A 12,588-nucleotide genomic window follows, 5' to 3' on the forward strand; every position below is an offset into this window, starting at 1 on the left:
GTGCTTCCGCCGATCCCACCTGAATCCCCGCCCTCCCATTCCCCCGAGCCGGAACGCATTCTCGAAGCCCACTACGACTTTCCGAGGACCTCTCATGGCTCACGACCACCACCATCCCGCCCACCACATCGTTCCAGGATTTGGCGCGGACCGCGCCGCTCACTACGACGCCCAGGCGTCCGTCGCGCTCGCGGGCACCCAGGCCCTGTATGAACTCGGCGTCAGCACGCTGACGGCCCAGCTCGACGGCCAGGACGCGGCCTCGCTGCTCTTCGTGGGAGTGGGCACAGGTGCGGAGTTGATGCCCTACACCCGCTTCGACGTCCCCGGCTGGCGCTTCACGGGCGTGGACCCCTCCGACGCCATGCTCGGCGTCGCGCAAAAGCGCCTGGAGGCGGAGGGCCTCCTCTCGCGCACGCACCTGCACCACGGCGAGCTCCACACGCTCCCGTCCGGCCCCCTCTTTGATGGCGCGCAGATGATGGGCGTCCTCCACCACGTGGAGGGTGAAGCAGCCCGCCTCGATTTGCTCCGGGAAGTCGCCCGTCGGCTCAAGCCCGGAGCCCCTCTCGTCGTGGGCTGCCGCATCGGCATGGACCCCGAGCTGTTGAACGTGGAGCTCCGGCGATGGCGGGCCTATGGCACCCCACGGGAGGAACTGGAGCGCCGGCGCGAGCGCTTCATGACGCTGCGGCCCATCGAATCCGATGCCGCCCTGTTCGCGATGCTCGCCCATGCAGGACTGGTCGCGCCGAAGCCGATCTTCGTGTCGCTTCAGTTCAAGGTGTTCCTGGCGCGATACGCGCCCTGACAGCGACCGCCGAACCCGGAGCGCACGGCCGGAGGAGTCCGGCCGCGCGCGTCCACGGGCTCACGCCACGGTGAGGATTTCCGCGCCCTGCTCGGTGACGAGCAGGGTGTGCTCGAACTGGGCGCTGCGGCTGCCGTCGGCGGTGACGGCGGTCCACTCGTCATCCCAGGTGCGGTGACCCCAGCCGCCCAGGTTGATCATCGGCTCGACGGTGAAAATCATGCCGGGCTGCATGACGGTGTCGGCCTCGGCCTCGTAGTAGTGCGGAATCTGGAGCGCGGTGTGGAACGTCTCACCGATGCCGTGGCCACAGTACGCGCGCACCACGCTCATGCCGTGCTGCGTGGCGTGCGTCTCGATGGCGCGGCCGATGTCGCTGATGGGCCGGCCCGGCTTCACCGCGGCGATGCCATGCTCCAGGCACTCGCGCGTCACGCGCACCAGCCGCTGGCTCTCCTCGTCCACGTTGCCCACGAAGTACGTCGCCGAGCAGTCACCGTGCACACCATCCAGGTAGATGGTGACGTCCAGGTTGACGATGTCGCCGTCCTCCAGCGGCCGGCTGTCCGGGATGCCGTGGCAGATGACCTCGTTGACGGACGTGCAGAGCGACTTCGGGTAGCGGTGGTAGTTGAGCGTGCTGGGGTACCCGCCCCGCTTGATGTAGGCCTCGTGGGTAATCGCATCCAGCTCGTCCGTGGTGATGCCCGGACGCACGTGCGAAGCCACCTCTTGCAGCACCTCGGCGGCGGCCTTGCACGCCTTGCGCATGCGGGCGATGACGTCCGGCGTCTTGATGTCGGAGCCCGCGTCCTTGCGCGACGGACGGCCCGTCAGCGCGTAGTCCGGACGGGGGATGTGGAGCGGCACCTCGCGGCGCGGACTGATGACGCCCGGGCGGATGCCCTTGCGAAGCACGTCCGGGCCCTTCTTGCGCGCCTCGGCGGCGTCCGCGCCGCGGTGGCACTTCTTGTACTTGCTGCCACTGCCACACCAGCAGGTGTCGTTGGGGCCCGGAAGCACGGCGGGCGGGGAACGGGGAACAGCGGTAGTCATGACTCACCTCCAGCGCGGAGCTGCTCGGGCTTACGGGCGCGCATCCAGCGCACCACCTGGGGACGAAGCCAAAGCCGGGGCCGCCCCGTGCCCAGGTCCAGGACGGGCCGGGGCATGTCGGGATAGCGGCGCAGGTAGGTGCTGACGCTGTTGGCGTGGCGCAGGCGCAGCAACCCGGCCACCGCCTGAGCGTCAATCAGGTCTTCGGTCTTCACCATGGGACACATTTCGGGCGTGTCTATACCCCTAGACATACACCCATGCACGGCTTCTTTCCCAGACGGGGCGGCGGCACTGCTCGCCAGGCGACGCCGCCCGCCCGGGCAGGGAGCGGGCCTTCAGCGCGCCAGGGCGGCACACGTCAGGCAGTGCCGGGCCTCTGGAACAGCGCGCAGCCGGTGCCGGCCAATCGCCCCGCCGCAGCGTGCGCACCGGCCGAACTCACCATGGGCGATGCGCGTCAGCGCCTCCTCGATGTCCCGCAACTCCTGCTCCTCCGCCTGGGTGAAGGACAGGCCCCCCACCCCCAACGAGGCCCGAGCGCGCAGCCGGTGGCTGCGTTGCCGCAATGCTTCCTGGGCCTCCCGAGCCAGCAGCTCCATGTTCGTCTCCCACTGCGGCCACCCCGGCCACTTTGGACCCTCGGCCCAGCAGGAGATTATGCTTTCAGGAAGCGTGCCTTGCGGTGCGCGGCGCTACAGCCCTGAAAACGCGCAAGGCTTGCGCACCCCGGCCAGGGCCCTGCATCGGTTGCGGCGCACCAGCGTCACTCCGCGCGTGCCCGGGATGCGGCGTGTTCCCGGGCGCGCTTCTCCACCGCGCGGAACGTGTCCTCCACGGCGTCCTTCTGCCCCATGCGCGCCAGGAAGCCCGGGATGGAGCCGGCCGGGTCCACGGTGAAGCGGTACACGGCATGGGACTTCCCTTCGCCCCGAGGCTCCACGCGCCAGCTTCCCTCGTTGAGCCGGATGCGAACGGTGCCGCGCCGCTGGGGGATGGCGTCCGGCGTCGCCTGCCAGCGCTGCGCGAACACGCCCGAGCCGTCCTCCGCCAGCCTGGACTCCAACACCACGTTGCAGATGTAGTCGCGCGAGGACACCACCGGCAGGTCCAGCTTCGTGTACGTGAGCTGCCCCTCGTCCGGCAGGTCCTTCAGGATGCGGGATTCCTTCACATAGGGCATCCAGTGCCGGTAGGCGTCCACGTCCCGCAGCACCGACTGGACATCCGCGGCGCTCGCGGCCAGCTCGCCCTCCGCCCACACGTCCTTGGCCTCGGAGCCCGGGCGCGCGCGGACCTTCACCACGTAAGGCTTCTCCGCCACCGTCTTCCACGCCTCTTCCGCGCGGGCTGCTCCGGCGGCGAGCCCCAGCACGCAGGTGGACAGGACCGCACCACTCCACGACATCTTCATGCAAGCATCCTTCGCGGCTCGGGCCGGGTGTGACGTCACGTCAGCCTCCGACACCCAGGCGCGGCGGCGCATTCATGAATGCGCAACGGGCCCACGCAAGCACCGTCCCCGAGCCACCTTCCGAAGGTGGCCCGGGGCGGCAACCCCCGCCGCGCCCTACGGCACGCGGACGGCCCGCCCGCCGAACGCCGGGCTGGCCATGACATCCATTGCCAGACGGTCCGCGTAGGGGCGGCCCAGCCGGCCGTAGGCCTCGGCTTCCTGCTCGGTGAGGACCACGCGCACCGTGAACTGGGCGATGCCCCCCACCACCACGTCGAGGAAGAGCGCCCCCTCCGCCGAGCGCACCAGCCGGTACATGAGGGGGCTCTGGATGAGGACCTGCTCCTCGCTCACGGAATCTCCGTCACCACCGCCTGGGAGACGGGCGCGTCGATGACCATCAGCTCCGGCACGCCGCCAGAGGTGTAGCCGCCGAACTTGAAGCAGTCCGTGTCCTCCTCGCTGGTGCACTTCCAGACGCCCGGGTCGCTGTCCACGGGCAGGCGCACGCACACGCCGGTGGCCGCCAGGTCCAGCGTCATCATCCGCAGCGGGCCTTCGAAGTTCTTCGCCGGCAGGCCCAGCGCCTGGCCAATCACCGCCGGGTCATGCGCGCCGTTCACCATCGACTTCTCGACGGCGGCCTGGATGGTCTCCGACGGCGCGGCGAACAGGTAACAACCACTGTCATTGCAGCGGCCAAAGTTCTGCGCGTTCGGCTTCACCACGAAGTTCTGGTACGCGGAGTCCGTCATCAGCCACGACACCTTCTTGCCAGGGAAGTTCTTCGCCAGGTGCTGCTCCACGCTCCACGGGCTGGCGCGCTCATCGGCCTCGCGGGAGATTTGCGCCTGCTGCGCATCACAGGCCTGCGGCTGCGTCGGGGTGGGGGTGACGCTGCCGCCTCCCGTGTGCTTGCAGCCGGACAGCAGGAAGACACCAAGGAGCAGGCTCCGAATCGTCCACGTCATGGGCAGACCTCCAGATAAGGAAGGAGTGAAAGAGGTGGCGGAACCTACCTCCTGTCGGCCCACGGATAGTCGTCATTTCTTGATTTTATAATCTCCCCGGCCTGCCCCCCCGGAGCGGTTATAGGGTGCGGCATGAGCCAGAACCTCTACGACATTCCCCTCAAGTCCATCGACGGTGCCCCGCAGTCGCTCGGCCAGTTCAAGGGCAAGGTGCTGCTGGTGGTCAACGTGGCCTCCAAGTGCGGGCTGACGCCGCAGTACGAAGGCCTGGAGAAGCTCTACGAGCGCAAGCGCGCCGAGGGCTTCGAGGTGCTGGGCTTCCCGGCCAACAACTTCCTGGGCCAGGAGCCGGGCAGCGAGTCGGAAATCAAGGCGTTCTGCACGCTGACCTACGACGTGAAGTTCCCGCTGTTCTCCAAGATTTCGGTGGTGGGCGCGGACAAGCACCCGCTCTATCACGCGCTGACGGGCGCCATCCCGGACGCCGTGGGCGAAGGCCCCATGCGCAGCCGGCTCCAAGGCTACGGCATCACCGCCAACCCCGTGCCGGAAGTGCAGTGGAACTTCGAGAAGTTCCTCGTCGGGCGTGACGGCCGCGTTGCCGCGCGTTTCGCGCCGGACGTCGCCGCGGACGATGCGCGTCTGCTGTCCGCCATCGACGCGGAGCTCGCGAAGCAGGCCTGACCCGGCCGGGGTGCCGCTGGACTTCTGCCGTCCAGCGGACGGGCCCTGACGAAAGCAGTGACTTTTCGCGCGCTCCGGGGCAAGCCAGGGGTGCCATGAGCACGTTCATTCCTGGTCCCCCGCCCGAGCGCGGACTGTTCTGCAACCGCACCCTCAACCTGCGCGCCATCAAGGCGGTGGGTTACGACATGGATTACACGCTCATCCACTACCATGTGGAGGCGTGGGAGCGCCGTGCCTACGAGCACATCCGCGACCGGCTCGTGGAGCAGGGCTGGCCGGTGGCGGACTTGTCGTTCGACCCCGAGCTGTCGATGCGCGGCCTCATCATCGACACGGAGAAGGGCAACCTCCTCAAGGCCAACCGCTTCGGCTTCGTGAAGAAGGCGCTGCACGGCACGCAGGCCATGAGCTTCGAGGCCCAGCGCGACGAATACGCGCGCACCATCATCGACCTGCATGAGCAGCGCTGGGTGTTCCTCAACACGCTCTTCTCGCTGTCGGAGGCGTGCATCTACGCGCAGCTCGTGGACCGGCTGGACGCCGGCCAGCTCCCGGGCCCCATGGGCTATTCGGACCTCTACGAGCACGTGCGGAAGAACCTGGACGCCACGCACATGCAGGGGCGGCTGAAGGCGGAAATCATCGCCGACCCGGAGCGCTACGTCATCGACGACCCGGAGACGCCGCTGGCGCTGCTGGACCAGCGCAACGCCGGCAAGAAGCTGCTGCTCATCACCAACAGCGAGTGGGCCTACACCGAGCCCATGATGCACTTCGCCTTCGACCGGCACCTGCCGGAAGGCATGACGTGGCGGCAGCTCTTCGACGTGGTGATTGTCTCCGCGCGCAAGCCGGAGTTCTTCACCACGCGCTCGTCGCTCTTCGAGGTGGTGGAGTCCAGCGGCGAGGCGCTGCTGCGTCCGCACTCGGGCCCCTTCAAGCCGGGCACGCCGTACTTCGGTGGCAGCGCGGTGGAGCTGGAGCGCCACCTGGGCATGAGCGGTGACCAGATTCTCTACGTGGGCGACCACATGTTCGGCGACGTGCACGTGACGAAGAATGTGCTGCGCTGGCGCACGGCGCTCATCCTGCGCGAGCTGGAGGACGAGGTGCGCTCCATCGCCTCGTTCCGCGCCACGGAGACCCGGCTGGCCGAGCGCATGGTGGTGAAGGAGCGGCTGGAGGCGGAGAGCTGCCAGATTCGCCTGGAGCTCCAGCGGCGGCGCTTCCAGTACGGCCCGCGCACGGACACGCCGTCGGAGACGGAGCTGGTGGCGCGGCTGGCCACGCTGCGCACGGAGCTGGAGGCGCTGGACGCGGAGCTGGGGCCCCTGGCACGCGCGGCCACCGAGCTGTCCAATCCCATCTGGGGCCTGCTGACGCGCGCGGGCAATGACAAGAGCCACCGCCCGGCAGGTGGAGCGGTACGCGGACATCTACACGTCGCGCGTGTCCAACTTCCTGTTCGCCACGCCCTTCGTCTACCTGCGCAGCCCGCGCGGCAGCCTCCCGCATGATCCAAGCCTGCCCGGCGGCACGCCCGTCTTCGGCGCCGGCGAGGCCGGCGGCGGCATGTCCGGCACGGATGGCGGGGAGTAACCGGCCCCCTGGGCCTCGGCGGCACGGGGCCTCCCGGTGCCGCCGGCGTCCTACCAATCGGGGTGGATGTGTAGATCCTCGGATTCATTGAACTTTCGTTCAGTACCCCTCCGAGGAGCGGGCAGGCAGGCATCCCCCTCCACAGGGCATGTCAGACCGCCCCGGTATGAGTGCTCTTGTGAGCCACTCGACCACGAACAGCTCTTCGACGCGCGTCCTCGAGCAGCGCAACCTGCTTGGGGGCATGGACCTGCTACCGGTGCTGGGCGGCAAGGGCCGCAAGCGCGCTCGGCGCTTCCACGTCGCCTCGGAGCGGCGGGTGGGGTTCGCCGCGGCGCTGGCGCTGGTGGTGGAGCATGGCAAGCAGAAGGCGAAGGAGACGGGCGTCACGTCCCTGAGCCGCTGCCCGCGCTGCGGCCACATGGGCCCCACGGCGCAGGACTTCGGCTACCGCACCATGCGCGGTGAGCGCCGGCCCCAATCCTGGTGCCGCGGCTGCCGTGGCCTGCACCTGGAGCCCACGGAGACGGCGCGGACCAGCAACACCGCCCCGCGCGGCGCGGACGGCTGGCTGTTCCCGCCCGAGAGCACCACCAGCACCCGCCCGCCCCGGCGTGGCAAAGGTTCGTCGACACAGTCCCGCTGAGACACGGCCAGCCCCGACCATGTCACGTCGGGGCTGACCGGAACCTGGGATGACCGTCGCGACTACGAACGCGCCTTCTCGGAACCGACGAGTGCCTTCGCGTGGTGCGCGAAGTGGTCCGCGAGGAACGTGGCGATGAAGTAGTAGCTGTGGTCGTACCCCGCGTGCCGCCGCAGCGTGAGCAGGTGGCCGGTGGCCGCGCAGGCGGCGGCCAGCAACTCCGGGCGCAATTGGGTGGCGAGGAACTCGTCGGCCTCGCCCTGGTCCACCAGGAGCGTCAGACGCTCCTTCGCCGTCTTCACCAACTCGACGGCGTCCCAGGCCGCCCACGCGTCACGGTTGTCGCCCAGGTAGGCGGTGAAGGCCTTCTGGCCCCACGGCACCTGTGAGGGTGCGACGATGGGGGAGAAGGCGGACACGCTGCGGTAGCGGCCCGGGTGGCGCAGGGCGGTGACGAGCGCGCCATGACCGCCCATCGAATGGCCGAAGATGCCTCGTGCGTCCGTGGCCGGGAAGTGCTGCTCCACCAGCGCGGGGAGCTCTCGGGCCACGTAGTCCTGCATGCGGAAGTGCGGCGCCCAGGGAGCCTGCGTGGCGTCGAGGTAGAAGCCCGCCCCCTGCCCCAAATCGTAGGCAGCGTCGTTGGCCACCGCGTCGCCACGAGGACTGGTGTCAGGCGCGACGACGATGAATCCGTGGCGCGCCGCGTGCTCCTGCGCGCCCGCCTTGGTGATGAAGTTCTGCTCGGTGCAGGTCAGGCCGGAGAGCCAGTACAGCACCGGGCAGCGCTCGCCACGCAGCGCGGCCTCCGGCAGGTAGATGCCGAACCGCGTCTCGCCGCCCAGCGCGGAGGAGGTGTGCTTCCACACTTCCTGCCGGCCGCCAAAACTCGCGTGGTGTTCGATGCGTTCCATGTTCTCAGTCCTCCCGGAAGATGCCCTTCGCCTGGGCGCTGTGCGTGGCCGATACGCGCAGGTCCTGCGCCTCGGGGAAGGGGTTGGCGGTTGACTCAGTAGCGGACGACGGTGCGGATGGACTTGCCCTCGTGCATCAGGTCGAAGGCCTCGTTGATGTCGGTCAGCGAACGCGTGTGGGTCACGAACGGCGCGAGCTGAATCTTCCCGGCCATCGCGTCCTCCACCATGCCGGGGAGCTCCGAGCGGCCCTTCACGCCACCAAAGGCGGTGCCCTTCCAGGTCCGGCCCGTGACGAGCTGGAACGGACGGGTGGAGATCTCCTGTCCCGCGCCGGCCACGCCGATGATGATGGACTGACCCCACCCGCGGTGCGCGCACTCGAGCGCGGCGCGCATCACGCCCACGTTGCCGATGCACTCGAAGGAGTGGTCCACGCCCCAGCCCGTCATCTCCACGATGACCTGCTGGATGGGACGGTCATGGTCCTTGGGGTTGACGAAGTCGGTGGCGCCGAAGGCCTTCGCCAGCTCGAACTTCGCGGGGTTCGTGTCGATGGCGATGATGCGACCCGCCTTCGCCATCTGGGCGCCCTGGATGACCGCCAGGCCGATGCCGCCCAGGCCGAACACCGCCACCGAATCCCCTTCCTGCACGCGGGCCGTGTTCTTCACCGCGCCCAGGCCCGTCGTCACGCCGCAGCCCAGCAGGCAGACCTGCTCGGGGTTGGCGTTCGGGTTGATGCGGGCCAGCGACACCTCCGCCACCACGGTGTACTCGCTGAAGGTGGAGCACCCCATGTAGTGGTAGACGGGCTTGCCGTTGTACGAGAAGCGCGTGGTGCCGTCTGGCATCACACCCTTGCCCTGGGTGGCACGCACCGCCACGCACAGGTTGGTCTTGCCGGACTTACAGAACAGACACTGGCCGCACTCCGCGGTGTAGAGCGGAATGACGTGGTCGCCGGGCTTCACGGACGTCACGCCCTCGCCCACCGCCTCCACCACGCCGGCCCCCTCGTGGCCGAGCACCACCGGGAAGAGACCTTCCGGATCATCCCCGGAGAGGGTGAACGCGTCGGTGTGACAGACGCCCGTGTGGGTGATGCGAACCAGGACCTCGCCCTTCTGCGGAGGCGCGACGTCGAGTTCGACGATGCTCAAGGGCTTTCCGGCTTCGAAGGCAACAGCGGCACGGGACTTCATGAGGATGCTCCTGGGGCTAGGGGATGAAGGCAGGGACTCCCGCTCACTTGAGATAGGTGCGGACCAGCGTCGTCATGTCCCGCACCCGCTGGGCGTGGCGCGGATCCTCGTCGGACGCCGGGCCGAACTCCTCCCGAATGTGTGACTCCAGCACCTCGGACATCAGTCCGTTGATGGCGCCCCGGATGGCAGCGAGTTGCTGGAGGACCGTGCCGCATTCGGCTCCGGACTCCAACGCACGCTCCAGGGCTTCGGTCTGACCGCGGATGCGGCGGACGCGGAGCAGCGCCTTCTTCTTCTCTTCCGGCGAGTGGGGCATGGCGGTGACGACATACTGGGTGGGAGTATCCTGCCGCGGCGGATATATACCCCCGGGGGGTATTCGACAAGGAAGGAATGAAGGCGTCCTCGGTGAACGGCGCGGAGACTGTGTCGGCCTTCTTGAAGGTTGCCCGCGGAGCCCCACTGACCATCCCCTGGGGAGAGGTCACTCGTGTCGAATGGCCTCTCCGGGGTCCAGTTACTGAATCTGCTTGATGAGCAGCGAAGCGGAGACGGCGCGCGTTCCGCCAGCGAGGGGCGTAATCGTCAGTGCCGGTGAGTTCCCCGCGGGATTGCGGACGGTGAGAATCGAGTTCGCCGAGGTCGTCGTGATCAAGACGTGGTTCATGATTTGAGACGTTCCGGTAGCGCGTCCAGCCACGGTGCTGATCTGCTCTACGACGCCCGAACCGCTGTCGAGCCCGAGGATGAGTTGCCCGGCCTCGGTGACGCTCACCTGCCAGGAGATTTCGTAGACACCAATCGCGGGCAGGATGAACTCGTTGGCGCTGGCCCGACTGATTCCGTTCGTGGCGCCGTCGCGAGGGAAGTCCACCGCGGACGCGGCCGCAACGGTCGCCGCGTTGTCGGGCGGCATCAGGGCATAGAAGTACCCGAAGGCCAGGGCGTCACCGGCAGGTCCCGGAGCCCCATTGCAGACATAATTGACGCCCGACGCGGAGGTGTACTGGATGCCCCCATATGTGCAGTTCGCCCCGGGGGGCTCGGACGCACCGACCACGGACTGCCCCGCGGGCCCCGCAGGTCCGGCAGGCCCCGCCGGTCCGGTGGCGCCCGTCTCACCAGCAGGCCCCGCGGGCCCAGCGGGCCCCGCCGGGCCGGTGGCGCCCGGAGGCCCCGTCGGGCCGGTGGCGCCCGTCTCACCAGCGGGCCCAGCAGGCCCCGCCGGTCCGGTGGCGCCCGGAGGCCCCACTGGGCCGGTGGCGCCCGTCTCTCCGGGAGGACCCGCCGGCCCCACCGGGCCCTGGGGGCCAACGGCGCCAGCGGGTCCCGTTTCACCGTCACAGACGTAATTGATTCCAGACGCGGACGTGTACTGGATGCCACCATTGGGGCAATTCGCCCCGGGCGGCTCGGGCACCCCCACCACGGACTGCCCCGCCGGACCTGCTGGGCCGGTGGCACCCGTCGCTCCGGGAGGACCCGCCGGACCTGCTGGGCCGGTGGCACCCGTCTCTCCGGAAGGCCCTGCCGGACCTGCCGGACCCGCCGGACCCGCCGGACCTGCTGGGCCGATGGCACCCGTCGCTCCGGGAGGACCCGCCGGACCTGCTGGACCCACCGGACCGGCGACGCCGGGCACCCCTGCGGTCCAGCGACGCCTGGCACACCTCGAGGCCCCACGGGCCCTAGCGGCCCTTCCTCGCCCGCCGGCCCCTGGGGCCCCGGGGGGCCCTGCTCGCCGATGCAGGTCTGGGGCGGACAGAGCGGCAGGCAGACGACGCGAGCCCGGCATTGCGTCTCACCATCGTCCCAGGACGCGGAGAACACGTTGTCGATGAGCTCATCGTTCGAGCCGTCAGCCAGCGCGAGCTGCTGGCACTCCTCGAACGAGTTCACCGTGACCGTGTAGCGCTCTGTATAGGATTCTCCGACGGCCAGCGTGTACGGCGGCGTCCGCGTGGGTACCCAACCGAATGCATCGCTGAGCAGTCGATCCTCCACCGCATCGACATCCGACGCACCCGTTTGGTGCACATTGCGCACCTTCATCGTCCATTCGAGTGTCGCCGGGTACGACTGAATCTCGTAGATGAGCTCACCATTCACTCGCTTGTCGCATGCCAATTCGTGCGCAAGCGCGACATTGCCCGTGAGCAGGCCCGCTGTTGCCAACAACCATCCCAAACGCATACTTCCCCCCATCTGCCTTCCTTTGCCGCTTCAATTCGAATTCACAGCACGTGGTCGTGATGCTTGAGGTCTTGTCAGTAGCGAACGATGAACTCCGGAAGCATGAAGACCTGTTCGCCGCGGTCGACCAACGAGCGCGCGATGTCGATCTCGAGCACGACCTTGCCGCGCTTCCGCATCTGCGCGGCGTCCGCGGTCAATGAGACCGGTGGCCCACTCAGGTCGAGCAATTGCGACTTCCCGTTGCGCTCCACAATGCCTTCCGATTGAAACTTCAACCTGAGCCCGACCTTGCGCGCGTCGACAGGGAGGTCAAACGTTGTCACGGCCCACGCATTCTGATCATTGCCGAGATCAATCTCACTGCCACCGATCCGAGACGGGAGCGCGGTGCCATCGACCGTCAATTCGAGCGCGGCGACCTGCACGCGCACCGGCCCCGAGGCACGGACGCCAAGCACCCGCACCGCGACGGTCTGCGCCGTATTCTCCTCCACGGGGTCGAGCGGCGGCGTTTCATCATCCTGGGCCTTGCCGCAGGCAATGATTGCCAAAGCGAGCGCAAGGCCGATGCTCTTCTTCATTGGGGCTCTCTCCTGTCGACCGAACAAGCGGTCGTGCGCATGGCGAGAGCACCCCTTGTGCCAGTGGATTTCATGGTCTGGCTGAATGGCGAGTATCGGGACGAGGACGGTTGCCGACTCCCGCCGGACAGATGACACCGGTCGTGAAGGGAAACCGCATGCTACTCAGGGGGCCAAAGCTTCACATTCCTAGTAATGATTTCCACAGACCACGAAGTGGCACGTCCCTTGCGGTGGACTTGAGTACAGCGCTGGGCTGCGAAACAGGTTGTCTCAGGCGAACGTTCAAGTCCGCCCCGGGGTGACGGACGGAGGGCGCGGGGCCCTCATCAAGCACAGCAGAGGCGGTACGGCTCGCGCGCTGACGTGAGCCTCCCGGGGTGGCCATCAACCCATCGGCTCACACACCCCTCAACGAGAGTGCGCGGGAACACGCATCCGGAAGACGGAGGGGTCCCGTGCA

General features: G+C 68.3%; 14 protein-coding genes and 1 pseudogene. 4 read left to right on the top strand and 11 right to left on the bottom strand.

Going from position 1 to position 12,588, the window contains the following annotated elements:
• The first annotated feature begins 94 nt into the window (after positions 1–94).
• Positions 95–811 carry a class I SAM-dependent methyltransferase gene (locus QEG98_RS39010; protein WP_316564945.1) on the top strand — a complete coding sequence of 239 codons (717 nt, stop codon included), beginning with the start codon at positions 95–97 and terminating at the stop codon, positions 809–811.
• A 60-nt stretch (positions 812–871) separates the two neighbouring features.
• Here QEG98_RS39010 and map read toward each other — a convergent pair whose 3' ends face one another.
• The 6 genes from map to QEG98_RS39040 form a co-directional block, all read right to left on the bottom strand.
• Entirely contained in the window at positions 872–1,867 is a 996-nt protein-coding gene (gene map / locus QEG98_RS39015) for a type I methionyl aminopeptidase (RefSeq protein WP_090493632.1), read from the bottom strand.
• Positions 1,864–2,085 carry a hypothetical protein gene (locus QEG98_RS39020; protein ID WP_171410092.1) on the bottom strand — a complete coding sequence of 74 codons (222 nt, stop codon included), beginning with the start codon at positions 2,083–2,085 and terminating at the stop codon, positions 1,864–1,866. The genes map and QEG98_RS39020 overlap by 4 nt, the downstream gene beginning before the upstream one ends.
• Positions 2,086–2,205: 120 nt before the next feature.
• Positions 2,206–2,469 (bottom strand): TraR/DksA family transcriptional regulator, encoded by a 264-nt coding sequence (locus QEG98_RS39025; protein WP_090493634.1) that lies wholly within the window; start codon positions 2,467–2,469, stop codon positions 2,206–2,208.
• Between the two features lie 164 nt (positions 2,470–2,633).
• Positions 2,634–3,281: an START domain-containing protein gene (locus QEG98_RS39030; protein WP_316564946.1), complete on the bottom strand. Its 648-nt coding sequence runs from the start codon at positions 3,279–3,281 to the stop codon at positions 2,634–2,636.
• Between the two features lie 156 nt (positions 3,282–3,437).
• Positions 3,438–3,677: a hypothetical protein gene (locus tag QEG98_RS39035; RefSeq protein WP_011557007.1), complete on the bottom strand. Its 240-nt coding sequence runs from the start codon at positions 3,675–3,677 to the stop codon at positions 3,438–3,440.
• Positions 3,674–4,294: a hypothetical protein gene (locus QEG98_RS39040; RefSeq protein ID WP_316564947.1), complete on the bottom strand. Its 621-nt coding sequence runs from the start codon at positions 4,292–4,294 to the stop codon at positions 3,674–3,676. Before QEG98_RS39040 ends, QEG98_RS39035 begins: the two co-directional genes overlap by 4 nt.
• Positions 4,295–4,426: 132 nt before the next feature.
• Between QEG98_RS39040 and QEG98_RS39045 the strand changes: the two genes are divergently transcribed.
• From QEG98_RS39045 to QEG98_RS39055, 3 genes and pseudogenes are all read left to right on the top strand, one after another.
• A complete protein-coding gene (locus tag QEG98_RS39045) occupies positions 4,427–4,978 on the top strand; it encodes a glutathione peroxidase (RefSeq protein WP_011557009.1) in 552 nt (183 codons plus the stop codon).
• A 95-nt stretch (positions 4,979–5,073) separates the two neighbouring features.
• Positions 5,074–6,580, top strand: a pseudogene (locus QEG98_RS39050) (HAD-IG family 5'-nucleotidase).
• Between the two features lie 148 nt (positions 6,581–6,728).
• On the top strand, positions 6,729–7,226 hold the full coding sequence (locus tag QEG98_RS39055) for a hypothetical protein (protein ID WP_011557011.1): 498 nt from the start codon (positions 6,729–6,731) through the stop codon (positions 7,224–7,226).
• Positions 7,227–7,288: 62 nt separating this feature from the next.
• Here the strand turns inward: QEG98_RS39055 and fghA are convergent, their stop codons facing one another.
• The 5 genes from fghA to QEG98_RS39080 form a co-directional block, all read right to left on the bottom strand.
• Entirely contained in the window at positions 7,289–8,140 is an 852-nt protein-coding gene (gene fghA, locus QEG98_RS39060) for an S-formylglutathione hydrolase (protein ID WP_316564948.1), read from the bottom strand.
• Between the two features lie 95 nt (positions 8,141–8,235).
• Positions 8,236–9,345 (bottom strand): S-(hydroxymethyl)glutathione dehydrogenase/class III alcohol dehydrogenase, encoded by a 1,110-nt coding sequence (locus tag QEG98_RS39065; RefSeq protein ID WP_090493652.1) that lies wholly within the window; start codon positions 9,343–9,345, stop codon positions 8,236–8,238.
• 43 nt (positions 9,346–9,388) lie between these two features.
• On the bottom strand, positions 9,389–9,664 hold the full coding sequence (frmR, locus tag QEG98_RS39070) for a formaldehyde-responsive transcriptional repressor FrmR (RefSeq protein WP_011557014.1): 276 nt from the start codon (positions 9,662–9,664) through the stop codon (positions 9,389–9,391).
• A 201-nt stretch (positions 9,665–9,865) separates the two neighbouring features.
• Positions 9,866–10,768, bottom strand: coding sequence for a hypothetical protein (locus QEG98_RS39075; protein ID WP_316564949.1), 903 nt, complete (start codon positions 10,766–10,768; stop codon positions 9,866–9,868).
• Positions 10,769–11,615: 847 nt separating this feature from the next.
• Positions 11,616–12,125, bottom strand: coding sequence for a hypothetical protein (locus tag QEG98_RS39080; RefSeq protein WP_316564950.1), 510 nt, complete (start codon positions 12,123–12,125; stop codon positions 11,616–11,618).
• Between the last annotated feature and the right edge of the window lie 463 nt (positions 12,126–12,588).

It is taken from the genome of Myxococcus sp. MxC21-1, assembly GCF_032612255.1.
Lineage (GTDB): Bacteria > Myxococcota > Myxococcia > Myxococcales > Myxococcaceae > Myxococcus > Myxococcus virescens.